Raw genomic sequence first — 23,413 nt, 5'->3', positions numbered from 1 at the left:
GGCACGGGAATTAGCAGGTATTTTTATCTGCTCGCTTGGCATCTGTGGCCTAATGTCGGTTTTGTTTATCGCGAGGTCCCAGGATGGGCAACAAAATCGTTACGGAAGCTGACCGCAAGTTCACCCCTCAACCGGCCCTGCCTAACGGCAAGAGCCTGCCTACTGCTGGCCGCGGCCAACAGGTCAGCCGTGCCCGTGGCACTGCTACCCGTTCCAAGAAGAACCCAGGCAAGCGTACGCACAAGGGCGGTTAATACCGCCTACCGGTTTGCCCCGTCCGCATGCCGCGCTTGCCACGATCAGGCGCGGCATGCGGATGGTGCTTTTTCGGTAAGGATGAGCCCGCATCAGCGGGCTTTTTTGCGTCTGTCTGAAAGATCCGTCAGCGATGCAAGCGGCGGCGCAGCTCCAGCACCTCTTCCATCAGGTCGACGGTCAGTGCGGCCAGTTGGGGGTCGGCATCATAGGTGTGCTCCAGCAGCGCCACACGGCGCGCGCGCACGATGCAGGTGGCCGCAAAGCGCCAGCTGGTGACGGCTTCGGGGTTGCGTGTGCCGGTGCTGGGGGTGAGCACGCCATCGACGACACGGGCCTGCACCCAGTCCAGGTTGCGCTGGCAGGCCTGGGCCAGACTGGCCGCATCAAGGCTGTCGTCGTCAATGATCTGCAAGCTGCTGGTGTGTACTGTCGTGTAGTGGGGCATGGTCACACTCCTTGGCGAGGCTGGTAGTGGGGAAAGGCCTTGGCAAAGGCGGCGTAGGCAGCGCGCTCCTGCTCGGTCGTGGCCGGTGGTATGTGCAGTTGCAGCTCCAGGTACAGATCGCCAGGCGTGGCAGCGGGCAGGCCTTTGCCCTTGATGCGCAGCTTGCGCCCGGCCGACCAGCCTGCAGGAATAGTCACTTCCAAGGTGCCGGCCGGCGTTTTGACCTCCGCGCTGCCGCCCAAAGCCGCTTCCCAGGGGCTGACGGGCATTGGCATATAAACATCCTTGCCTTCGGCACGCCAGCGCTTGTCGGGGCGAAAGTGCACTTCGAGCAAGAGATCGCCCGCTGGCCCGCCCTGGTAACCGGGCCCGCCCTGGCCGGCCAGGCGAATCATCTGGCCCTCGCGCACCCCGGCAGGAATCTTCACCTGCAGCTGGCGCTCCTGGCTGCGTACTTCGCCATCCTCGGTCACGTCCTGGCCATGCAAGGTCAGCATGCGTTCGCTGCCCTGGTAGCTGTCGGTCAGGTCCAGCTCGATGCTGGCGTGCTGGTCCTCGCCCCGGATCGCCGCACGTGGCCCGCCGCCGGCATGGCCACCGCGCTGGGCGCGCGCCGCGTCGCCAAACATCTGGCGAAAGAAATCGCTGTAATCGGCATCGCCCCCCATGCTCTGGCGGCGAAACTGGAAATCGCCGCTGTCAAAGCCTTCGGCGCTGCGGAAGGGCTTGCCCGCGCCTGACGCAAAGCCGCGCGGGGCGTCGAGCATGGCGTCGTATTCGGCACGCTTTTGCGTGTCCGACAGCACCGCATTGGCCTCGTTGACCTCGGCCATGCGCTGGGCGGCGTCTTTTTCCTTGCTCAGATCCGGGTGGTATTTGCGGGCGAGCTTGCGAAATGCCTTTTTGATCTCGTCTGCGCCGGCCTTTTTGTCCACGCCCAGAACGTCGTAGTAGTTTTTGGAATCCATGCCTGCTCCCGAAGATATGGCAGTTTGCTGTTGTACAGGCAACTGCCCAATGGATGATGACTTCCTAGAACTTAGTTGCTTTTGGGTCTGATTCAAGTCAGAGAAGCGCGTATTCTCAAAGGCACCGGAGCCCTGGGATACCGCAATGGTGGTACAAATACGCCTTTGTGTGCGGGATGGGCTGTGTATGACCGAGGCTGCGAGTGCGCCCTGGCTGGTGGTGTGTTTGTGCGCGCAGTGGTGCGGTACCTGTGGCCAGTACCAGCCTGCCTTTGATGCGCTGGCCAAGGAGTGGCCGGACATGGCCTTTGTCTGGCTCGATGTCGAGGACGAGGAAGAGGCGCTGGGCGAGCTCGATATCACCACCTTCCCCACCGTACTGCTGGGGCGCGGCACCGAAGCCATGTTCCTGGGCCCCGTTCTGCCCCAGTCCGGCGTGCTGCAGCGCATGCTGGAGCGTTTTTCGCAAGGCGACGCGCAGGCCTTGCCCGATGGCGATGAAGCCCATGCACTGTTGCGGCGCACTGCGGCTATCGTGCAGGCGCGCAATGCGCAGACTTAGTCGTTCGCACGCCTAAAAGCCACTGCGCATCATTGCATCGATACTGGTTTGCCCCTATAATTGATGTCTACACGACCAACTGGGCGGTGCCAACCGCCCATTTTTTTTGGTCGCATGTTTTTCAGCTCGATGCTGCGGAATGTGTAACATTCCGTGGTTCTCGGGTTTTTTGTATTTGCGGGATAAATAGCACACGTGAGCTTGCAAGAAACCACCCTACAAACGGTGAGCGGCCTGGGCTACGACTTGGTGGAGATCGAACGCTCTGCCAGCGGCCTTTTGCGCATCACCATCGACCTGCCTTGGAATGCGGATGACGTCCGTCCGGAAGGCGTGCCAGAGCAGTTTGTGACGGTGGAGGATTGTGAGAAGGTCACCCGCCAGCTGCAGTTTGCGCTGGAAGTCGATGGCGTGGAATACAAGCGCCTGGAAGTGTCCTCGCCCGGTATTGACCGTCCATTGCGCCATGAGCAGGATTTCATCCGCTTTGCCGGCGCGGTGGTGGACCTGACGCTGAAGGAATCCATCGGTGCAGCTGCCGAAGGCACAACCATCAGCGCCAATCGCAAGAAATTTCGGGGCACGCTCGAGCGTACCGAGGCAGGTGGCTGGCAGATCGTCTGGAGCGATGCGCCGCCTGTCAAACCCGGTGCCCGTGTGAGCAAGAAGCGCCCACCCGCACCGCTGCAAAGCCTGGGTTTTACGCTCGACGAGTTGCGTGAAGCGCGTCTGGCACCCATCGTGAGCTTCAAGGGCAGGGCGGCAGCAGGTGCTGCCGACGAACCCCAGGCCTGAAGTGGCCCCGCACATGGTGGCGCTGATGATGCCGCCTTCTGGTTAAAGATTGAAATAGGAGAGTCGTCGCATGAATCGCGAATTGTTGATGCTGGTGGATGCCATCGCGCGCGAAAAGAACGTAGAGCGCGATGTGGTGTTCGGCGCTGTGGAATCTGCCCTGGCCCAGGCTACGAAGAAGCTGTATCCCGGCGAAGTGGATGTGCGTGTGGCTATCGATCTCGATACCGGCGACTACGACACCTTCCGCCGCTGGCTGGTGGTGCCCGATGATGCGGGCCTGCAAAACCCGGATGCCGAAGAAATGCTGATGGATGCCGTTGACCGCAAGGCAGACGCGCAGGTGGGCGACTACATTGAAGAGCAGATCGAATCCGTGCCTATCGGCCGTATCGGCGCCATGGCGGCCAAGCAGGTGATCCTGCAAAAGATCCGTGACGCCGAGCGCGAAATGCTGCTCAACGACTTCATGGCACGCGGCGACAAGATCTTCAACGGCACCGTCAAGCGCATGGACAAGGGCGACATCATTGTCGAGTCCGGCCGCGTGGAAGGCCGCTTGAAGCGCGGTGAAATGATTCCGAAGGAAAATCTGCGCAATGGTGACCGCGTTCGCGCGATGATCATGGACGTGGACCTGACCCTGCGCGGCGCGCCGATCCTGCTCTCGCGCTCTGCGCCCGAGTTCATGGTCGAGCTGTTCCGCAACGAAGTGCCCGAAATCGAGCAAGGCCTGCTGGAGATCAAGAGCTGCGCCCGTGACCCTGGCAGCCGCGCCAAGATTGCCGTGCTTAGCCACGACAAGCGCATTGACCCGATCGGCACCTGCGTCGGTGTGCGCGGCAGCCGCGTGAACGTGGTGACCAATGAGCTCGCTGGCGAGCGCGTGGACATCGTGCTGTGGTCTGAGGACCCCGCCCAGTTCGTGATCGGTGCGCTGGCGCCGGCCAATGTGTCCTCGATCGTCGTGGACGAAGAAAAGCATGCCATGGATGTGGTGGTGGACGAGGAAAACCTCGCGATCGCCATTGGCCGTGGTGGTCAGAATGTGCGTCTTGCCTCCGATCTGACGGGGTGGAAGATCAACATCATGGACGCGGCCGAATCGGCCCAGAAGCAGGAAGAAGAAACCAGCACTTCCCGCAAGCTGTTCATGGAAAAGCTGGATGTGGATGAAGAAATCGCTGACATCCTGATCGAAGAAGGTTTCTCCAGCCTGGAAGAAGTGGCCTATGTGCCGCTGCAGGAAATGCTGGAAATCGAGAGCTTCGACGAAGAGACCGTCAATGAGCTTCGCACGCGCGCCAAAGATGCGCTGCTGACGATGGAAATCGTCCACGAAGAGAGTGTTGCCCGTGTTTCCCAAGCGTTGCGTGATCTGGAAGGGATGACGCCTGAGTTGGTAGCCCAGCTGGAAGCTGGTGGAATCCACACGCGTGACGACCTGGCCGATTTGGCCATTGATGAATTGACCGAGCTGACCGGACAGTCTGCCGATGACGCAAAAGCCTTGATCATGAAGGCTCGCGAACATTGGTTTGATGGACAGGAATAAGGTCAGGAGGCACGGAACAAGATATGTCGAGTAATACTGTCGCCGAGTTCGCTGTTGAACTCAAGAAATCACCGGATACATTGCTGGAACAACTGCAAGCCGCAGGCGTGTCCAAGCACGATGCATCCGATGCACTGACTGAAACGGACAAACAAGCGCTGTTGTCCCATCTGCAGGCCGCCCACGGCGCTGCAGACCGCAAGAAGATCACATTGACCAAGAAATCTACCAGCGAGATCAAACAAGCCGACGCCACGGGCCGGGCACGCACCATCCAGGTGGAAGTGCGCAAAAAACGCACCTTCGTCAAGCGTGACGAAGTGGCTGAGGCCGATTCCGACGAAGCACTCAAGCACGCCGAAGCCAAGCAAAAGGAAGCCGAACACAAGGCTGACCTGGTCAAGCGCGAAGAGGAAGCCCGTCGCGAAGCCGACCTGATCGGCAAGCAAGAAGCTGATCTGGTGCAGCAGCGTGCCGAGCGCGCTGAGCGCGAAGAGCGCGAGCGCAAGGAGCGTGAGGCTGAAGAGCGCGCCGCTGCCTACGTGGCCAAGACGCAAGAGCGCAAGGCCCAGGAAGCTGCCGAGCAGGAAGAAGCTGCGCGCCGCCACGCCCAGGAGCTGGCCGCCCGCAACGAAGCCCAGGCTGAGGCCAAGAAAAAGGCCGAAGACGAATCCAAGGCCCGTGAGGCGGAGGAAACCGCGCGCGCTGTCGATCTGGACGAGCGCCGCCGCAAGGCCCTGGCCGAGGCCGAAGCCATTCGCGCCATGATGAACGCGCCCAAGAAGGTGCTGGTGGCCAAGAAGCCTTCGGAAGAGAAGAAGGAAGTCAAGGCCGCTGATGCCAAGAAGGGCACCTTGCACAAGCCTGCCACGACCGGCACTGGCGCGGCCAAGCCTGCCGCTGGTGCAGCGCCTGGCAACAAGGAAGTCAAGTCGGCCAAGCTGTCCTCGAGCTGGAGCAACCAGAACGACAGCAACGGCAAGAAGAAAGAACTCAAGACCCGTGGTGATTCCTCGGGTGGTGTGGCCGGTCGCGGCAACAACTGGCGTTCGGGCCCCCGTGGCGGCCGTCGCGGCAATGACCGCAACGACCACCGTGGCGCGCAATCGGCTGCGCCGGTGGAAGCACGCGTGCTCGACGTCTATGTGCCCGAGACCATCACCGTGTCCGAGCTGGCCCACAAGATGGCCATCAAGGCGTCCGAAGTGATCAAGTCGCTGATGAAGATGGGCCAGATGGTCACCATCAACCAGCCGCTGGACCAGGACACCGCGATGATCGTCGTGGAAGAAATGGGCCACAAGGCACATATTGCCGCACTGGACGATCCGGAAGCGTTCACCGCCGAAGAAGAATCCCAGGCCGAATCCGAAGCGCTGCCACGCGCGCCGGTCGTGACCGTGATGGGCCACGTCGACCACGGCAAGACCTCGCTGCTGGACTACATCCGCCGCAGCAAGGTCGCTGCGGGCGAAGCCGGCGGCATTACGCAGCACATCGGTGCCTACCACGTGGAAACCCCACGCGGCATGATCACCTTCCTGGACACCCCTGGTCACGAGGCCTTCACGGCCATGCGTGCCCGCGGTGCACAGTCGACCGACATCGTGATTCTGGTGGCCGCTGCCGACGACGGCGTGATGCCTCAGACCAAGGAAGCGATCAAGCACGCCAAGGCCGCTGGTGTTCCTATCGTGGTGGCCATCACCAAGGCCGACAAGCCCGATGCCAACCCCGAACGCGTCAAGCAGGAGCTGGTGGTCGAGCAGGTGGTGCCCGAAGAATACGGTGGTGACTCGCCTTTCGTGGCCGTGTCGTCCAAGACCGGCCAAGGCATTGACGAGCTGCTCGAGCAAGTGCTGCTGCAGGCCGAAGTGCTGGAACTCAAGGCGCCGGTGCAAGCCAATGCCAAGGGTCTGGTGATCGAAGCCCAGCTGGACAAGGGCCGCGGCCCGGTGGCCACAGTGCTGGTGCAGTCCGGTACCTTGAAGGTGGGCGATATCGTGCTGGCCGGTCAAACCTATGGCCGCGTGCGTGCCATGGTCGACGAAGACGGCAAGGTCGCCAAGGAAGCCGGTCCATCGCTGCCCGTGGAAATCCAGGGTCTGTCGGATGTGCCGCAGGCTGGTGACGACTTCATGGTGCTGCCCGATGAGCGCCGCGCCCGTGAAATCGCGACCTACCGCGCTGGCAAGTTCCGCAACACCAAGCTGGCCAAGCAACAAGCGGCCAAGCTGGAGAACATGTTCGCCGAAATGGGTGCGGGCAACGTGCAGTCGCTGCCGATCATCATCAAGGCCGACACCCAGGGTTCGCAAGAAGCACTGGCTGCCTCCTTGCTCAAGCTGTCGACCGACGAGGTCAAGGTGCAGATGGTCTACACCGGCGTGGGCGGTATCAGCGAGTCGGATGTGAATCTGGCGCTGGCCTCCAAGGCGATCGTGATCGGTTTCAACGTGCGTGCCGATGCGCAAGCGCGCAAGACCGCCGAGAGCAACGATGTCGATATCCGCTACTACAACATCATTTACGACGCTGTCGATGAGTTGAAGGCGGCCATGTCCGGCATGCTCGCTCCCGAGCAACGCGAAGAGATCATCGGTATGGCCGAGATCCGCACCGTGTTCGTGGCCTCCAAGATCGGTACGGTGGCTGGTTCGTACATTACCCAGGGTCACGTTACCCGCAATGCACACTTCCGTCTGCTGCGCGACAACGTGGTCATCTACACCGGTGAGATCGACTCGCTGCGCCGTCTCAAGGACGACGTCAAGGAAGTCAAGGAAGGCTTCGAGTGCGGTATCAAGCTCAAGAACTACAACGACATCAAAGAAGGTGATATGTTGGAAGTCTTTGAGATCAAGGAAATCGCTCGTACGCTGTAATTTCCGATGGCAACTCGCAAGAAAACTGCTGCGCCCAATCGCAGCTTCAAAGTCTCCGACCAGATCCAGCGCGATCTGTCGGAGCTGATCGCCCGTGAGTTGAAAGACCCACGTGTGGGCATGGTGACGCTGCAAGCCGTTGAGGTGACGCCTGACTATGCCCACGCCAAGGTCTATTTCAGCTTGCTGATCGGTGACCCCGACCAGACCCAGGACGCACTGAACCAGGCAGCTGGCTTCTTGCGCAATGGACTGTTCAAGCGCCTGCATATCCACACCGTGCCGACCTTGCACTTCATCTACGACCGCACCACCGAGCGTGCCGCCGACATGAATGCCTTGATCGCCAAGGCCGTGGCATCGCGCGGACCCGAGGAAGGCTGATCGCATGCATGCCTCTCGCACACGGGTGCAGCGGCGCCCTGTGCACGGGGTGTTTCTGCTCGATAAACCCATTGGCTTGTCCAGCAACGACGCTTTGCAAAAAGTGAAGTGGCTGCTGCGCGCCGAAAAAGCGGGCCATACCGGCACGCTCGACCCATTGGCTACGGGTGTGCTGCCGCTGTGTTTTGGCGCGGCCACCAAGTTCAGCCAATTGCAGCTCGATGCCCCCAAGACCTATGAGGCCTTGGTGCACCTGGGTGCTACCACCACCACCGGCGACGCCGAGGGCGAGGTGCTGCAGACCTGGGAGGTGGATGGGGAGGCGCTGACGCCCGAGACCCTGGACGCCGTGGCAGCCCGGTTTACCGGCCCCATCAGCCAGGTGCCGCCCATGTACAGCGCGCTCAAGCGCGATGGCAAGGCACTCTACGAATACGCCCGCGCCGGCATCACGCTCGAGCGTGAGCCGCGTGCTGTCACCATCTTGCATCTGACGCTGTCGCGTGTGCAAGAAGAGCAGGACTTTGTCGCGCTCAAGATGACGGTGCGCTGCAGCAAGGGCACCTATGTGCGTACGCTGGCCGAGGATATTGGCCAGGCGCTGGGCTATGGCGCGCATTTGCGCAGCCTGCGCCGCATAGAAACCGGTGGGATCGACCTGTCCCGCTGTATCAGCCTGCAAACCCTGGAAGCGACGCCCGATGCGGAGCGCCTGCACACCGTGTTGCCTGTCGACACGTTGCTGGCAGCGCACACCCGTGTCACGCTCGATGGTGATAATGCAGGCAGATTTTTGTCCGGCTTGCGCCGGCGGGGTGAATGGGCCGATGCCGATGCAGTGGCCGTTTATGGAGAAGAGCCTCCTGCGCTTTTGGGTGTGGCACACATCCGGGCGCGCGAGCTCATTCCCGACCGCCTCCTAAGCCCCGTCGAGATTCAACAAATTTTGGAAGGAACGCCGCGCCCACAAGCCAGCGGCATTTTGGAAACATCATGAGCAAACAAATCCGCAATATTGCGATCATCGCCCACGTTGACCATGGCAAGACGACCATGGTGGACCAGCTGCTGCGCCAGTCTGGTACCTTCGCCGAACACGAAAAAGTCGTGGACACCGTGATGGACAACCACGCCATCGAGCGTGAGCGCGGCATTACCATCCTGGCCAAGAACTGCGCCGTGTCCTGGAACGACACCCACATCAACATCCTCGACACCCCCGGTCACGCGGACTTCGGCGGTGAAGTGGAGCGCGCGCTGTCCATGGTGGACGGTGTGGTGCTGCTGATCGATGCGCAAGAAGGCCCCATGCCCCAAACGCGTTTTGTGACCAAGAAGGCCCTGGCCCTGGGTTTGAAGCCCATCGTCGTGGTCAACAAGGTCGACAAGCCCGGTGCCAACCCTGACAAGGTCGTCAACGCTGCGTTCGACCTGTTCGACAAGCTGGGCGCGACCGATGAACAGCTGGACTTCCCCGTGGTCTACGCCTCGGGCATCAACGGCTGGTCGTCCAAGGAAGAAGGCGAGCCAGGCGCGCAATGGGGCCCCGACATGTCGGCCCTGTTCGAAACCATTCTGGAACACGTGCCATCGGTGCAGGGCGACGCGACTGCACCGCTGCAGATGCAAGTCTCGGCGCTGGACTACTCCACGTTCGTGGGCCGTATCGGCGTGGGCCGTATCACCCAGGGCACGCTCAAGCCAGGCCAGCAGGTGGCCGTGATGGCCGGCCTGGATGGCAAGAGCTACACCGGCAAGATCAACCAGGTCCACACCTTCCAAGGTATTGACCGCGTGCAAGCGACCGAAGCCGGTCCTTCCGAGATCGTGCTGATCAGCGGTATCGAAAACATCGGTATCGGTGAGACCGTGACCGACCCGACCAACCCCCAGCCGCTGCCGATGCTCAAGATCGACGAGCCGACGCTGACGATGAACTTCTGCGTGAACACCTCGCCTCTGGCAGGTCGTGAAGGCAAGTACGTGACCAGCCGCCAGATCTGGGACCGCCTGCAAAAGGAACTGCGCTCCAACGTGGCCTTGCGCGTCAAGGAAACCGACGAAGACGGTATCTTTGAAGTGGCTGGCCGTGGTGAACTGCACCTGACCATTCTGCTCGAAGAAATGCGCCGCGAAGGCTACGAGCTGGCCGTGTCCAAGCCACGCGTCGTGATGCAAATGATCGACGGCGTGCGCCATGAGCCTATCGAGCTGGTGACGGCTGACATCGAAGAAGGCCACCAAGGCGGCGTGATGCAAGCGCTGGGCGAGCGCAAGGGCGAGCTGGTGAACATGGAACCCGATGGCCGCGGTCGCGTCCGTCTGGAATACCGCATTCCGGCCCGTGGCCTGATCGGTTTCACCAACGAATTCCTGAACCTGACCCGCGGTTCCGGCCTGATCGCCAACATCTTCGACAGCTACGAGCCGCACAAGGGCGAAATCGGCGGCCGCAAGAACGGTGTGCTGATCTCGATGGACGACGGTGAAATCTTCACCTACGCGCTGGGCAAGCTCGACGACCGTGGCCGCATGTTTGTGAAGCCCAACGACCCCGTGTACGAAGGCATGATCGTCGGTATCCATAGCCGTGACAACGACCTAGTGGTGAACGCCACGCGTACCAAGCAGCTGACCAACTTCCGCGTGAGCGGCAAGGAAGACGCGATCAAGATCACGCCTCCTATCGAGCTGTCGCTGGAATACGGCGTGGAGTTCATCGAAGAAGACGAGCTGCTGGAAATCACCCCCACCAGCCTGCGCGTGCGCAAGCGCCACCTGAAGGAACACGACCGCAAGCGCGCATCGCGCGAAAACGCATAATCTGCGCTGCGACGTGATCCAACACCAGCAAAGGCCGCATCTGCGGCCTTTTTTGCGTTCTGTGGGAGTCAGCCCATGGGCTGGAGCTTGAGCAGCAGCTCCTTCAAACGCTGGGCCGTGGCCACTGGCTGGCGCTGGTTCAGCGCCAGCGCAATGCCGATCTGGGGCAGGTACTGGGTGTCGGTCAGCTCGCGGAAGATGACGCCTGGTGTGGCCGCTTTGGCGACCACGGCCGGCACCAGCGCCACGCCCAGGCCGGCGCCCACCAGGCTCACCAAGGTCTGCGCCTGCACGGCATGCTGTTTGATCTGCGGCATAAAGCCGGTGTTCTGGCAGGCCAGCACCACCAGTGCATGCAGGCCTGGCACTTCGCTGGGGCGGTAGTTCACAAAGGGCTGGTCGGCCAGGTCGATCAGCTGCAGGCTGTCCTTGATCTGCAGCGGGTTGCCAGAGGGCAGGGCGGCAATCAGGCGGTCGGGCTCGACGGGGGTGATGGACAGCTCGGTGGCCTGCGTGACGGGATAGCGCAACAGACCGGCATCAAAATCACCGCTGGCCACCTGGGCGCAGATCTCGCGCGTCGTGGATTCGGTCAGCACCAGGTCGATCGCCGGGTAGGCGGCGCGAAACGCCTGCACCAGCTTGGGGATCAGCGAGAACGTGGCCGAGCCGATAAAGCCGATATGCAGGCGCCCGAGCTCGCCACTGGCGGTGGCCTGCGACACGGCCTGTACCTGCCGGGCATGGTAGAGCGCAAGCTTGGCGCTCTCCAGCGCAGCCCGGCCCGCGTCCGAGAGCACCGTGCCGCGCCGGTCACGCTCGAACAGCTGTACCCCTAGGTCGTCTTCGAGCTTGCGGATCGACTGCGACAGCGGCGGCTGCGACATATGCAGCTGCTCAGCGGCCTGGCGGTAGTTCAGGGTTTGCGCCAGGGTGACAAAGTGGCGCAGTTGGCGCAAGTCCATTGATATCTCCTGTGTATCAGTACCTGTCAATTGCGACATAGACACAGTTGTGAAACATATCAAATAATGCCATTCATCGCTATCACCACAACGACGGAGACAAGCCTTGAGTGCATTGACAGGCCTGCGGGTGCTGGACCTATCCAGCGTGATTTTCGGGCCGCTGGCCAGCCAGGTGCTGGCCGATTACGGCGCCGAGGTGATCAAGATCGAGCAGCCTGGCGGCGACTCCACACGCTACACCGGGCCGGCGGCCGAAGCCGGCATGTCCGCGCTGTTCATGGGTTCGAACCGCAGCAAGAAGAGCGTGGTGCTGGACCTGAAGGCGCCCGAGGCCCAGGCGGCGCTGCATGCGCTGCTCAAGACTGCCGATGTCTTCATGCACAGCATGCGGCCGCAAAAGCTCGCCAAGCTGGGGCTCGACCCAGTGCGGCTGCGCGCCCAGTACCCGCGCTTGGTCTATGTGGGCCTGCATGGCTTTGGTGAGGACGGCCCCTATGCCGGCCTGCCAGCCTACGACGATGTGATCCAGGGCATGAGCGGCCTGGCCGACCTGATGGAGCGCCAGACCGGCGAGGCCCGCTACCTGCCCACGATTGCGGCCGACAAGACCTGTGGCCTGGTCGCAGCGCATGCGGTGATGGCGGCCTTGTTCCAGCGCGAGCGCACGGGAGAGGGCAGCTTTGTCGAGGTGCCGATGTACGAGACCATGGTGGGCTTCAACCTGGTCGAGCATTTCTACGGCATGCATTTTGAGCCCGCGCTCAGCGGCGCTGGCTACCCGCGCGTGATGGCGCCCTGGCGCAAGCCCTACAAGACGCTGGACGGCCATGTCTGCATGATGCCCTACACCGATGGCCATTGGCGCCGCTTTTTTGCTGCCGTGGGCCAGCCCGCGCTGGCGCAGGACGAGCGCTTTGCCACCCAGGCCCAGCGCACCCGCCATATCGCGATCCTGCTGGAGACCATGAGCAGCTATGTGGCGCAAAAAGACACCGCCTACTGGCTGCAAACCTGCGAGGAGCTGGAGATTCCTGCGGCGCCTGTCGCGCGCATGGACGACCTGCCGCGCGACCCGCACCTCAAGGCCACCGGCTTTTTTGTCGAGCAGCACGACCCCGCCATGGGCACCGTGCGTTTTCCGCGCTCTTCCGTGCGCATCGATGGCGCGCAGGCGCCCATCGGCATGCCGCCGCGCCTGGGTGAGCACACCGAGCAGCTGCTGCGCGAAGTGGGTTGGGACGATGCCCGCATTGCGGCGTTGCAGCCCTCCATCGCTGAATGAACCTCTGAGAGTAACAAGGCCATGACCGCCCAAAACTGGATTTCTTCAACCGACAACCGCGCCGCCGCACTGGCAGGCACTGCCCGCATGGGCCAGGGCTTTGTCTGGCAGGACCTGCAGGTCGGCCAGCAGCTGCGCACCTTCCGCCGCACGGTGACGGAGACCGACCTGGTTAACTTCATCAATACCACCGGCATGCTCGAGGCCATCTTTATCGAAGACGGCTACGACGGCGGCGCGATCCGCGGCCGGCCGGTGCCCGGTGCACTCACCTATACCTTGATCGAAGGCTTCATCCTGCAAAGCATGATCCAGGGCACGGGCCTGGCGATGCTGGAGTTGCACCAGAAGATCCTGGGCCCGGTAGTGGTGGGTGACACGATCGAGGCGCTGGTGGAGGTGACCGATATCAAGCCGACCAGCAAGGGCGGCCGGGCGGTGGTGACCTCGCGCATCGAGGTCTATAACCAGCGCCAGGAGCAGGTGATGGTCTATACCGCGGTGCGCTTGCTGGCAGGGCGCTAGGCGATCACAGCAACCAGCCTCAGATGAAAAAACACATACAGGAGACAAAGATGCAATATGGTTTGGTACGTCGTTCCGCCTTGCTGGCCCTGGCGCTGGTTGCTGTTGGTGGGGCTGCGCAGGCGCAGGACCCCTGGCCCAGCCGGCCGATCACCCTGGTCGTGCCGTTCCCGCCGGGCGGGCCCACCGATATGGTGGCGCGCGTGCTGGCCCAGCAGGTGGGCCAGCAGCTGGGGCAGACGGTCATCGTCGACAACCGGCCCGGTGCCAACGGCAATATCGGCAATGCGCTGGTGGCCAAGGCGGCGGCCGATGGCTACACGGTGCTCTACAACACCTCGTCGATTGCGCTCAGCCCCTCGCTGTACAAAAAGCTCAGCTATGACGTGGCCAAGGACCTGCGCCCGGTCGCATTGACCGCGGTGGTGCCGCTGGGCCTGGTGGTCAACCCCAAGGTGCCCGCCAACACCGTGCAAGAGCTGGTGAAGTACGCGCAGGACAACAAGGGCAAGCTCTCCTACGGCTCGGCCGGCAACGGCAATGTCACGCACCTGGCCGCCTTTCAGGTGGTGCAGCACTATGGCATCGACGCCAGCCATGTGCCCTACAAAGGCAGCGCCCCGGCCGATGTGGACCTGGTAGCGGGCCAGATCGAGTTCATGACCGACACCATCAACTCGGTCGCGCCCTTCATCAAGGACGGCAAGCTCAAGCTGCTGGCAGTCAGCACGGCCCAGCGCATTCCGAATTTTCCCAACGTTCCCACCTTGGCTGAGAGCGGCATGACCGGCTTTGAGGCCGGTGCCTGGCAGGGCGTGATGGTGCCGGCCAGGACGCCCGATGCTGTGGTGCAGCGCCTCAATGCCGAAATCTTGAAGGCGCTCAAGGACCCCGGCGTGCTGGAAAAACTGCGCCTGCAGGGCACCGAGCCGCTGGGCTCCACGCCGCAGGCCTATGGCGACTATATCCAGAGCGAGATCAAGCGCTGGGCCGGCGTGGTCAAGAGCACGGGCGTGTCCCTGGATTGAACGAAAGCGAAGAACATGACGATTTTGAACGGACTGGCGCTGACGCGCATTCCGCCCGAAGGCGAAGCGCTGCGCGCCCAGGTGCGGGCCTTTTTGCAAGAGGCGGTCAAAGACATTCCTGCCCATATCCGCGCCAAATCCTGGAGCGGGTATGACCCGGCCTTCAGCCGCAAGCTGGGCGAGAAGGGCTGGCTGGGCATGACCTTTCCCACCGCCTATGGCGGCCACGCGCAGGGTGCGTTTGCGCGCTATGTGGTGGTCGAGGAGCTGCTCAATTTTGGCGCCCCGGTCGGCTCGCACTGGATTGCCGAGCGCCAGAGCGCGCCCTTGATCCTGAAATACGGCACCGAGGCGCAAAAGCAGCGCTATGTGCCGCAGGTGGCGCGCGGCGAGAGCTTTTTCTGCATCGGCATGAGTGAGCCCAATGCTGGCTCGGACCTGGCCAGCGTGCGCACGCGCGCCACGCCCAACGATGCGGGTTGGCTGCTGAACGGCCAGAAGATCTGGACCACCAACGCTCAGCACTGCCAGTACATGATTGCGCTGGTGCGCACCTCGGGCGAAGCAGCGGACCGCCAGAAAGGCCTGTCGCAACTGATCGTCGATTTGAGCCTGCCGGGCGTGACGGTGCGGCCCATCGAGGACATGTCGGGCGACCGCCATTTCTGCGAGGTCTTCTTTGACAATGTGCAGCTCGCACCCGATGCGCTGGTGGGCGCCGAAGGCCAGGGCTGGGAGCAGGTGACGGCCGAGCTGGCCTTTGAGCGCAGTGGGCCCGAGCGCCTGTTCTCGTCGGTGGTGCTGCTGGACCAGTGGCTGGCCTTTTTGCGCACGCAAGCGGCGCCGCGCGCCGAATCCCTGAAGCTGGCAGGCCAGATCCTGACGCGCCTGGCGCCGCTGCGTGCGCTGTCGGTGGCGGTGCAGGAAAAGCTGGTGCAGGGCCAGAGCCCCATCGTCGAGGCCGCCTTGGTCAAGGACCAGGGCACGGTGCTGGAGCAGTTCATACCGGCTGCGATTGCCGATGACCTGATGGCGCTGGAGGGCGAAGCCGTGCCGCACGAGCTGCTGCTGACCCTGAACTACCTCACCCTGGTATCGCCGTGCTACACGCTGCGCGGCGGCACCCGCAGCATTTTGCGCGGCATGATCGCGCGCGGCCTGGGCCTGCGTTGAGCGCAAGGAGAAGATGATGGACCATTTGATTACCGAGGCCCTGCGCGACCTGCTGACCGGGCAATGCACGCCCGCTGTGGTGCGCGCGATCGAGAGCGAAGTGGCTGCCGGCCAGAGCCCTGCCGCTGCGGCGCTGTGGCAGCAGATTGAAGACACCGGCTTTGCCGACCTGCTGCTGAGCGAAGAGGCTGGCGGCGCCGGCCTGGCCTTGCGCGATGCCTTTGGTGTCTGGGATTTGCTGGGCCAACACGCGATGCCGCTGCCGCTGGCAGACACCATGCTGGCGCGGGCCTGGCTGGCAGCTGCCGGTGTGGCGCTGCCGCAGGGCGCCATCGCCTTGACGCCAAAGCTGGCGGCAGCCGAAGGTGGCCTGCGGGCCAGCGGTGTGCGCGGCGCCCGCGTAGCGTCCTGGGTGCTGGGCCAGCAGGGCGCTGATCTGTGGCTGCTGCCGGTGGGCACCGCGCAGGTCAGTGCCAGCATTTTTGTGCTCGATGCGGATCTGCACTGGCCCGAAGCCGCGCTGGCCTCGGCCACACGGGTGCCGGCCGCAGCGTCGTTGCTGGTCGCCCAGGCCGGGCTGGTGTCGGCCTTGCTGGCGGGCAGCCTGCTGACGGTGTTTGAGAGCACCTTGAACTTTGCCAACGAGCGCCAGCAGTTTGGCCGCCCGATTGGCAAGTTCCAGGCGATCCAGCATGAGCTGGCGGTGATGGCCGAGCATGTGAGCGCCGCGCGCATGGCCGCGCAGATCGCCTGCGAGGCCGATGGCGTCGCGGCAGACCCGCTCAAGGTGGCCGTGGGCAAGGCGCGCACCAGCGAGGCAGCGGTGGAGGTGGCATCGCTCGCGCATTCGATCCACGGCGCGATCGGCTTTACCACCGAGTTTGATCTGCAGCTCTACACCCGCCGCCTGCACCTGTGGCGCCAGACGGCTGGCAGCGAAAGCTATTGGCAGCTGCAGGCCGGCCAGGCGCTGCTGGCTGCTGGCGGCATGGCCCTGGATGTGATCCGCGAGATCACGGACAGCCGCGCCGCCGTAGCCTGATTTGGCACCTGATTGACCGCAGCCCGCGCCGTTTTTCGGCTATGGTGGCGGTTGTTTTTAGAAGAATCAGGAGTCATGCTTATGTCGGTCTACACCGAAGATGTGCAAAGCGAAGTGCGTGGTCAGCTGGGCTTGATCACGCTCAACCGGCCCAAGGCGCTGAACGCCTTGTCGCTGGCCATGGTGCGCGAACTGCGCGATGTGCTGCTGCGCTGGCAGCAGGACGAGAAGGTGCTGGCCGTAGCGATCCGGGGCAGCAACAAGGAGGGCGCCTTTGGCGCCTTCTGCGCTGGCGGCGATATCCGCTTTTTGCATGCGGCCGGCATGGCAGGCAATCCCGAACTGGAGGATTTCTTCAGTGAGGAATATGCGCTCAACCACCTGATCCACCATTTCGGCAAGCCCTATATCGCCTTTATGGATGGGATCGTGATGGGCGGCGGCATGGGCATCAGCCAGGGCGCAAGCCTGCGCATCGTCACCGAGCGCACCAAGATGGCCATGCCCGAGACCGCCATAGGCCTGTTCCCCGATGTGGGCGGCGGCTACTTCCTCTCGCGCTGCCCCGGCCATGTGGGCGAGTACCTGGGCCTGACGGGACAGATGATTGGCGCGGCCGATGCGCTGGCCTACCAGCTGGCCGATGGCTACCTGGAGAGTGCGCAGCAGCAGGCGCTGTGGGACGGGCTGGCCAGCGGCAGCTTTGCCAACGGCCAGGCCGTAGAAGCCTTTGTCAAAGCCGCTTTGGCGTCCGCACCAGAACGTGCTAACAACCCCGATGCCGAGATCGCGCAGTACTTTGGCCTGGCTGATGTGCCGGCCATCATCGCTGCGCTGGAGGCGGGCAGCAGCGACTTTGCCCGCACCACCGCCGAGACCCTGCGCAAGCGCTCGCCGCTGATGCTGTTTGTCGTGCTCGAGCAGATCCGCCGTGCACGCGGCATGGGCCTGGCCGAAGACCTGCGCATGGAGCGCGACCTGGTGCGCCACTGCTTCTATTTGCGCCCCGACCGCAAGAGCGAAACGCTCGAAGGCATCCGCGCGCTGGCGGTCGATAAGGACCACCATCCCCGCTGGAGCCCCGCCCGCATTGAAGTGGTGGACCTGCAGGAAGTGGCGCAGATGTTTGCCAGCCCTTGGCCGGCTGAGGCGCACCCGCTGCTGGCGCTGAACTAAGCCATCACAGCCTCCGAGCCATACGAGGGCCTGCGTGAATACGTAGGCCCTTGCCGACTGTCAAAGGCCCTGGCGAATCGGTGTGCTATACCTTGGCATGTGATCCTCAGGTATCCATGAAAGGCAAGACCATGACGCATGCAGACTCCCAGGCCTCCTCAATCCGCGTGGAGGCCAATATCGGCGAAGGCTTTTGGCGCAAGGGCCCGCAAGACAGCCTGCCACCACCGGACATGATGGGCGCCTATATGCGCAACCGGCCGGTGCTGGGCGCGCCGGTCGTGGGGCGCAAGGCCTGGATCATCGGCAGCGGCATTGCCGGCCTGGCAGCCGCCTTCTACATGATCCGCGACGGCGGCATGGCGGGCGAAGACATCACCATCTTGGATACGCTGGATGTGGCTGGCGGCTCGCTCGATGGCGCGGGCAATGCCGAGCAAGGCTATATCGTGCGCGGCGGCCGCGAGATGAACTGGAACTACGACAACTTCTGGGATCTGTTCCAGGACGTGCCGGCGCTGGAGCTGCCCGAGGGCTACAGCGTGCTCGACGAGTACCGCTTCGTCAACGACAACGACCCGAACTGGTCCAAGGCCCGGCTGATGCACCAGCAGGGCAAGATCCGCGATTTCTCGACGCTGGGTCTGACCAAGGCGCACCAGTGGGAGATCGTCAAGCTGCTGCTCAAGCGCAAGGAGGAACTCGACGACATCAGCATCGAGTCCTATTTCAGCGCCAGTTTTCTGGAGACCAATTTCTGGTACCTGTGGCGCTCGATGTTCGCGTTCGAGAACTGGCAAAGCCTGCTGGAGATGAAGCTCTACATGCACCGCTTCCTGGACGCCATCGATGGCCTCACCGACATGTCGGCGCTCGTGTTTCCCAAGTACAACCAGTACGACAGCTTTGTCGTGCCGCTGACGCGCATGCTCAAGGACAAGGGCGTCAAGGTGCAGTTCAACACCCGCGCCTACGACCTGGACATGCGCGAGGAAGCAGGCAGCCGCACGGTGACCGGGATCCGTTGCAAATCGGCGGGTCAGGAGGTTCAGATTGACGTCGGCCCCCATGATGTGGTGTTTGCGCTGACCGGCTCGATGACCGAAGGCACGGCCTATGGCGACCTGGACACCGCGCCGGTGCTGGCGCGCGGCAATGAGGAGCCGGGTGAGGACAGCGACTGGACCCTGTGGAAGCGCCTGGCGGCCAAGTCGCCGGTGTTTGGCCGGCCCGAGAAGTTCTATGGCGATGTGAAGGGCTCGATGTGGGAGTCGGCCACCTTGACCTGCAAAGCCTCGCCGCTGATCGACAAGCTCAAGGAGCTGTCGGTCAACGATCCGTACTCGGGCAAGACGGTGACCGGAGGCATCATCACCTTCACCGATTCGAACTGGGTGATGAGCTTTACCTGCAACCGCCAGCCGCATTTTCCCGACCAGCCCGGCGATGTGCTGGTGCTGTGGGTGTATGCGCTGCTGATGGACAAAAAGGGCAACCATGTCGCCAAGACCATGCCCGAATGCACGGGACGCGAGATTCTGGCCGAGCTGTGCTACCACCTGGGCATTGCCGACCAGATCGATGCGGTGGCGGCCAACACCAAGGTGCGCCTGGCCTTGATGCCTTACATCACGGCGCAATTCATGCCCCGCGCCGCCGGCGACCGGCCCCATGTGGTGCCCGAGGGCTGCACCAACCTGGCCTTGGTCGGCCAGTTTGTCGAGACCAGCAATGACATCATCTTCACGATGGAAAGCTCGGTGCGCACCGCGCGCATCGGTGTCTACACCTTGCTGGGCCTGCCCAAGCAGGTGCCTGACATCAGTCCTACGCAGTACGACATCCGCAACATCATCAAGGGCGCGCGGGCGCTGAACGGCAACCAGCCCTTTGTCGGCGAGCGTTTGCTGCACCGGGTGCTGGGCAAAACCTATTTCGCCCACATCCTGCCGCCGCTGCCCGAGAACGAGGAGACCTTGCGCGAGCGCGCGGAATCGGAGCTGGCGCAACTGCTGGGCAAGGGCGGCCAGGCTTTGAGCAAGGTCTCCACCTGGCTGGAGCGCTACAGCAGCAATCTGCGCGACAAGTCCAAATAAGCAGCGCGCTGGACAGAGCGCCCCAACGCAAAGAGGTGGCCGTAAGGCCACCTCTTGTTGTTTGCACTAAAGCTGAAGGGCGTTAGCCGATCAAGGCTTGGCCAGCTTCCATACACCACCGCCCATGCCATCGCCACGCTTGTCGCCTGCTTGGCTGTCTTTGGCAAAATAGTACAGCGGCCAGCCCTTGTAGGCCCATTGCTGGGTGTTGTCGGTGCGGGTGATGATGCTGAAGTCACCAATCGGCTTGGCACCGGCAGCCACGCCCAGTGGCGGCCAGTTGGTGGCGCACTGCTGGTAGCAGGTCGAAGCGCCGCTGCCGGCGGTGTCCTTGGTGAAGGTGTAGAGCGTGCGGCCATCGGGGCCGACGAGCACGCCATCTGCGGATCGCACTGGCGTGCTCGTGTCCTCCGCTTTGTGGTGCATGGAGCCACAGGCGGTCAAAAGAACGGCGGACAGCGGAATGGCCAGTACAGCAAGCTTGGAGAACATAGACGGCACCCAGGTTGGTTGATGGTGTCCTCAATATAGGTGGGGGCGCTGGCCCGCCATGTCGGACAGATGCCCATCCTCGAACACACCGCGCTCAGCTGCCGGCCCGCTGTGTCGGGTCTTATCGCATGCGCTTGCTGGCAGCCATGCCTTGGGCGGCGACCAGCAGCCCACTACCCAGCACCACAAAACCCAGCGCAATCGTGGCCGCATAGGCCGCCACACCCCCGAAACCACCGACGTGGGCCGGGTTCAGGAAGGGGTAGGGGTACCAGCCCGTCAGCTGGCCGCGCAGCAAGGTGTAGAGGAGGTAAAGCGCCGGCAGGACCAGCGCCTTGGCCAGAGCCTTGCGTGCCAGCGGCGCGGCCGGCGGGGCGAGCAGCCAGTCGAGCACCACGGCGACTGGCATCAGGTAGTGCAGCACCCTGTTGATCCAGGCCTGCATCAGGCCGACATCCAGGTTGCGCAGCAGCAAGGCAAACACCAGGCCGACAATGGCCATGTTGAGCGCAGAGAAAAAACGCAACTGGCTGAGCCAGGGGCGCTCAGCACGCGCCGGTGTGCAGGCACCGAGCACCAGCACCAGCGCCGCCAACAGATTGGACAGCACCGTGAAATAGCTGAAGAAGTTGGCAAAACGCAGGCCGTGCGCGGCATGCAGGGACAGCTGTTGGCCGATGGCTGCGAGCACCAGGGCGGCCAGGCCAAAGCGTGCAAGCCGCAGCAGTGTGTGCATGGCGGGGTCTCCAGTCAGGATGGAGCCGCTATCTTAGAACCTGTTCAAAGTCTCTACGCTGGCGCCCAGGTGCAACCGCCATTGGGCCATCTGGTCTATCAACGGTTATGCACCTTCATCGCGCGCTCTACCTCGCGCTTGCCTTCGCGGTCCTTGATCACATCGCGCTTGTCATGTTCGGCCTTGCCCTTGGCCAGTGCAATATCGCATTTGGCCAGGCCGTTTTTCCAGTGCAGGTTGATGGGGACGAGGGTGTAGCCCTTTTGCTCGACCTTGCCGATCAGGCGCTTGATCTCGTCTTTCTTCATCAAGAGCTTCTTGATGCGTGCGGCATCGGGGCTGACATGGGTGGAGGCGGTCTTGAGCGGGTTGATCTGGCAGCCCATCAGAAAGAGCTCGCCATTCTTGACCAGCACATAACCATCGGTGAGCTGGGCCTTGCCCTCGCGCAGCGCCTTGACCTCCCAGCCGTGCAGCACCATGCCCGCTTCGAAGCGTTCCTCAAAGAAATAGTTGAATGCAGCCTTCTTGTTATCGGCTATGCGGCTGTTGGTGTTGTTCGTCTTCGACATAATTGCAATATTAGGGGCAAAACGGCTTTCCCAAGTCCATAGGGCTGCTGGGGGCTGCGCTTTTTGTTCTGGTCTATGATTTTATGAATGTTTCGGGCGGCAGCCGGTTTGCTGCTGCGGCCCTCCCTCCTGTCTGCATGAAAACTGTCAACAAGTCCGTCCTGATCTGGTACAGCCCCCAGGAGATGTTCGATCTCGTGGCCGATGTGCCGCGCTATCCCGATTTTCTGCCCTGGTGTGACCATGCGCGCGTGCTCGAGCAGCACGCCGATGGCGTGACCGCCGAGGTCGGCATTGCGCTGGCGGGTATCAAAAAGTCCTTTGTCACCCGCAACACCTATGAGCCGGGCAAGCGGCTGCAGATGGCCCTGGTCAAGGGGCCGTTCTCGCAGCTGCAAGGCGACTGGCGCTTTGAGCCGGTGGGCGATGGCAGCCAGCGCGCCTGCAAGGTATCGCTGAGCCTGAGCTATGGCTTTGACAGCATGGCGCTGGCCGCCGTGGTGGGCCCCATTTTTGACAAGATCGCCGCGACGATGATGGATGCCTTTATCCAGCGGGCCGAGAAGATCTATGGCTGATACCGCAGCGGGCGCCGCGCTGATGCAGATCGAGGTGGTCTGGGCCCAGAACGGCCAGCCCCAGACGGTGCAACTGCAGCTGGCCGCCGGTGCCAGCCTGGCCCAGGCCCTGGCAGCGGCTGGCCAGCAAACCGGCCAGGTGTTTGCCGATGCGCAGGATGCGGGCATCTGGGGCCGGGTGCGGCCCCGCAGCCAGCTGCTGGCCGATGGTGACCGGGTGGAGCTGTACGAAGCCCTCAAGGTCGACCCCAAGAAAGCGCGCCGTGAGCGCTTTGCCAAGCAGGGCGCCCGTGGCGCCGGCCTGTTTGCCCGGCGCAGGCCGCAGTCCAAGGCCGGTTACGGCGCTTAAAGAAAAGGTTCACCGCCATTGCGCGGCCCTCGCCGCATGGATAAAAGCCAAGCATCTGCTTGGCTTTTTGGCGTGGGGCGCGGGCGATCAGCAGTTGTTGAAGATCACCTCATCGGTGCGCTTGATCTCGGCGGCGCGCTGCTCGGCGCTCTGGAACACCATCTCGCCCTTTTCATTGGGTGCGCGCACGGCCTTGCCGGTGTCATACATCGCCTTGGCCTGCTGGGCGCGCTTGCAGTTGTCGGCCTTGGCTGCCGCTTGCTTGGCTTTTTCTGCGGCTTCGGCATCGGTCTTGGCTTTGGCGTCAGCGGCCTTTTTGGCTTCGAGCTCCTTGTCCTTGCCAGTGGCGGCCTTGGCAGCGGCGGCACCGCCAGCCGGGGCGGCCCCAGCAGCGGGGGCGGGTACTGCTGCGCCATCGCCAGACTCGCCCTCCTGGGGCGCGGGTGCGACCTCGCGCAGCGCAGGGCCTGTGCCCGAGGACTGCACGCCCTTGAGCGAGCCATAGCCCTTGGGGCGCTTGAGGATGTTCTTCTCCGGCACCTCCAATCCCGGTGGGCGGTCGCTGAAGACCTTGCGGCCGTCTTTGTCGACCCACTGCCATTGGGCCATGGCGGGCGCGCCAATGCCAATGGCTACCGAGAGGAGAAGGAGCTTGATGAGTTTCATAGAAGGCGAGTGTAGCTTGCCGATTGTCAACGCCAGACGAAGTTGTTGGTTGCAG

The 23,413-nt window shown here is 62.9% G+C and carries 23 protein-coding genes; 16 read left to right on the top strand and 7 right to left on the bottom strand.

The features are described from left to right. Window positions 1-382: 382 nt before the first annotated feature. Both DCO45_RS01020 and DCO45_RS01015 read right to left on the bottom strand, forming a co-directional pair. Window positions 383-703 carry a MerR family transcriptional regulator gene (locus DCO45_RS01020; RefSeq protein WP_116924106.1) on the bottom strand — a complete coding sequence of 107 codons (321 nt, stop codon included), beginning with the start codon at window positions 701-703 and terminating at the stop codon, window positions 383-385. Between the two features lie 2 nt (window positions 704-705). Further along, window positions 706-1,671, bottom strand: coding sequence for a DnaJ C-terminal domain-containing protein (locus DCO45_RS01015; protein WP_116924105.1), 966 nt, complete (start codon window positions 1,669-1,671; stop codon window positions 706-708). Window positions 1,672-1,858: 187 nt separating this feature from the next. Here DCO45_RS01015 and DCO45_RS01010 point away from each other — a divergent pair, with 187 nt between their 5' ends. From DCO45_RS01010 to typA, 7 genes are all read left to right on the top strand, one after another. Beyond that, window positions 1,859-2,233, top strand: coding sequence for a thioredoxin family protein (locus tag DCO45_RS01010; RefSeq protein ID WP_116924104.1), 375 nt, complete (start codon window positions 1,859-1,861; stop codon window positions 2,231-2,233). 195 nt (window positions 2,234-2,428) lie between these two features. Continuing rightward, complete coding sequence (rimP, locus tag DCO45_RS01005) at window positions 2,429-3,028, top strand: ribosome maturation factor RimP (RefSeq protein ID WP_116924103.1); 600 nt, start codon at window positions 2,429-2,431, stop codon at window positions 3,026-3,028. 70 nt (window positions 3,029-3,098) lie between these two features. Then, window positions 3,099-4,583 carry a transcription termination factor NusA gene (gene nusA, locus DCO45_RS01000; protein WP_021027864.1) on the top strand — a complete coding sequence of 495 codons (1,485 nt, stop codon included), beginning with the start codon at window positions 3,099-3,101 and terminating at the stop codon, window positions 4,581-4,583. Window positions 4,584-4,606: 23 nt separating this feature from the next. After that, a complete protein-coding gene (gene infB / locus DCO45_RS00995; RefSeq protein WP_116924102.1) occupies window positions 4,607-7,468 on the top strand; it encodes a translation initiation factor IF-2 in 2,862 nt (953 codons plus the stop codon). A gap of 6 nt (window positions 7,469-7,474) precedes the next feature. Further along, a complete protein-coding gene (gene rbfA / locus DCO45_RS00990; protein WP_021027862.1) occupies window positions 7,475-7,852 on the top strand; it encodes a 30S ribosome-binding factor RbfA in 378 nt (125 codons plus the stop codon). Between the two features lie 4 nt (window positions 7,853-7,856). Beyond that, window positions 7,857-8,849, top strand: a complete 993-nt coding sequence (gene truB, locus DCO45_RS00985) for a tRNA pseudouridine(55) synthase TruB (protein WP_116924101.1) — start codon at window positions 7,857-7,859, stop codon at window positions 8,847-8,849. Continuing rightward, the gene (gene typA, locus DCO45_RS00980) at window positions 8,846-10,675 is read left to right on the top strand and encodes a translational GTPase TypA (protein ID WP_116924100.1); all 1,830 of its coding nucleotides are present in this window, start codon (window positions 8,846-8,848) and stop codon (window positions 10,673-10,675) included. Before truB ends, typA begins: the two co-directional genes overlap by 4 nt. Before the next feature lie 68 nt (window positions 10,676-10,743). Here the strand turns inward: typA and DCO45_RS00975 are convergent, their stop codons facing one another. Next, the gene (locus DCO45_RS00975; protein ID WP_116924099.1) at window positions 10,744-11,640 is read right to left on the bottom strand and encodes a LysR family transcriptional regulator; all 897 of its coding nucleotides are present in this window, start codon (window positions 11,638-11,640) and stop codon (window positions 10,744-10,746) included. A 106-nt stretch (window positions 11,641-11,746) separates the two neighbouring features. Here DCO45_RS00975 and DCO45_RS00970 point away from each other — a divergent pair, with 106 nt between their 5' ends. The 7 genes from DCO45_RS00970 (at window position 11,747) to DCO45_RS00940 (ending at window position 19,965) form a co-directional block, all read left to right on the top strand. Then, entirely contained in the window at window positions 11,747-12,925 is a 1,179-nt protein-coding gene (locus DCO45_RS00970) for a CoA transferase (RefSeq protein ID WP_116924098.1), read from the top strand. A 21-nt stretch (window positions 12,926-12,946) separates the two neighbouring features. Continuing rightward, a complete protein-coding gene (locus DCO45_RS00965; RefSeq protein ID WP_116924097.1) occupies window positions 12,947-13,450 on the top strand; it encodes a MaoC family dehydratase in 504 nt (167 codons plus the stop codon). 50 nt (window positions 13,451-13,500) lie between these two features. Next, on the top strand, window positions 13,501-14,478 hold the full coding sequence (locus DCO45_RS00960) for a tripartite tricarboxylate transporter substrate binding protein (protein WP_116924096.1): 978 nt from the start codon (window positions 13,501-13,503) through the stop codon (window positions 14,476-14,478). Window positions 14,479-14,493: 15 nt separating this feature from the next. After that, a complete protein-coding gene (locus DCO45_RS00955; protein WP_116924095.1) occupies window positions 14,494-15,651 on the top strand; it encodes an acyl-CoA dehydrogenase family protein in 1,158 nt (385 codons plus the stop codon). A 13-nt stretch (window positions 15,652-15,664) separates the two neighbouring features. Beyond that, window positions 15,665-16,693, top strand: a complete 1,029-nt coding sequence (locus DCO45_RS00950) for an acyl-CoA dehydrogenase (RefSeq protein ID WP_116924094.1) — start codon at window positions 15,665-15,667, stop codon at window positions 16,691-16,693. An 81-nt stretch (window positions 16,694-16,774) separates the two neighbouring features. Beyond that, entirely contained in the window at window positions 16,775-17,869 is a 1,095-nt protein-coding gene (locus tag DCO45_RS00945) for an enoyl-CoA hydratase/isomerase family protein (protein WP_116924093.1), read from the top strand. A 131-nt stretch (window positions 17,870-18,000) separates the two neighbouring features. Further along, window positions 18,001-19,965 carry an oleate hydratase gene (locus tag DCO45_RS00940; protein WP_116924467.1) on the top strand — a complete coding sequence of 655 codons (1,965 nt, stop codon included), beginning with the start codon at window positions 18,001-18,003 and terminating at the stop codon, window positions 19,963-19,965. Window positions 19,966-20,055: 90 nt separating this feature from the next. Here the strand turns inward: DCO45_RS00940 and DCO45_RS00935 are convergent, their stop codons facing one another. From DCO45_RS00935 to smpB, 3 genes are all read right to left on the bottom strand, one after another. Then, window positions 20,056-20,391, bottom strand: coding sequence for an ATP-binding protein (locus tag DCO45_RS00935; protein WP_243419204.1), 336 nt, complete (start codon window positions 20,389-20,391; stop codon window positions 20,056-20,058). 187 nt (window positions 20,392-20,578) lie between these two features. Then, window positions 20,579-21,193, bottom strand: coding sequence for a Pr6Pr family membrane protein (locus DCO45_RS00930; protein WP_116924091.1), 615 nt, complete (start codon window positions 21,191-21,193; stop codon window positions 20,579-20,581). Between the two features lie 98 nt (window positions 21,194-21,291). Continuing rightward, on the bottom strand, window positions 21,292-21,765 hold the full coding sequence (gene smpB, locus DCO45_RS00925; RefSeq protein WP_021027262.1) for an SsrA-binding protein SmpB: 474 nt from the start codon (window positions 21,763-21,765) through the stop codon (window positions 21,292-21,294). A 137-nt stretch (window positions 21,766-21,902) separates the two neighbouring features. Between smpB and DCO45_RS00920 the strand changes: the two genes are divergently transcribed. Together DCO45_RS00920 and DCO45_RS00915 are read left to right on the top strand one after the other, a co-directional pair. Then, entirely contained in the window at window positions 21,903-22,343 is a 441-nt protein-coding gene (locus DCO45_RS00920; RefSeq protein ID WP_116924090.1) for a type II toxin-antitoxin system RatA family toxin, read from the top strand. Continuing rightward, complete coding sequence (locus tag DCO45_RS00915) at window positions 22,336-22,692, top strand: RnfH family protein (RefSeq protein ID WP_116924089.1); 357 nt, start codon at window positions 22,336-22,338, stop codon at window positions 22,690-22,692. The genes DCO45_RS00920 and DCO45_RS00915 overlap by 8 nt, the downstream gene beginning before the upstream one ends. Window positions 22,693-22,779: 87 nt before the next feature. On the opposite strand, the gene DCO45_RS00910 is transcribed toward DCO45_RS00915, so the two are convergent. Beyond that, on the bottom strand, window positions 22,780-23,358 hold the full coding sequence (locus DCO45_RS00910; RefSeq protein WP_116924088.1) for a DUF4124 domain-containing protein: 579 nt from the start codon (window positions 23,356-23,358) through the stop codon (window positions 22,780-22,782). Between the last annotated feature and the right edge of the window lie 55 nt (window positions 23,359-23,413).

Origin of the sequence: Comamonas sp. JNW, assembly GCF_003105075.1 — a bacterium.
Lineage (GTDB): Bacteria > Pseudomonadota > Gammaproteobacteria > Burkholderiales > Burkholderiaceae_C > Comamonas > Comamonas squillarum.
This window is presented reverse-complemented; position numbering and strand designations above follow the sequence as displayed.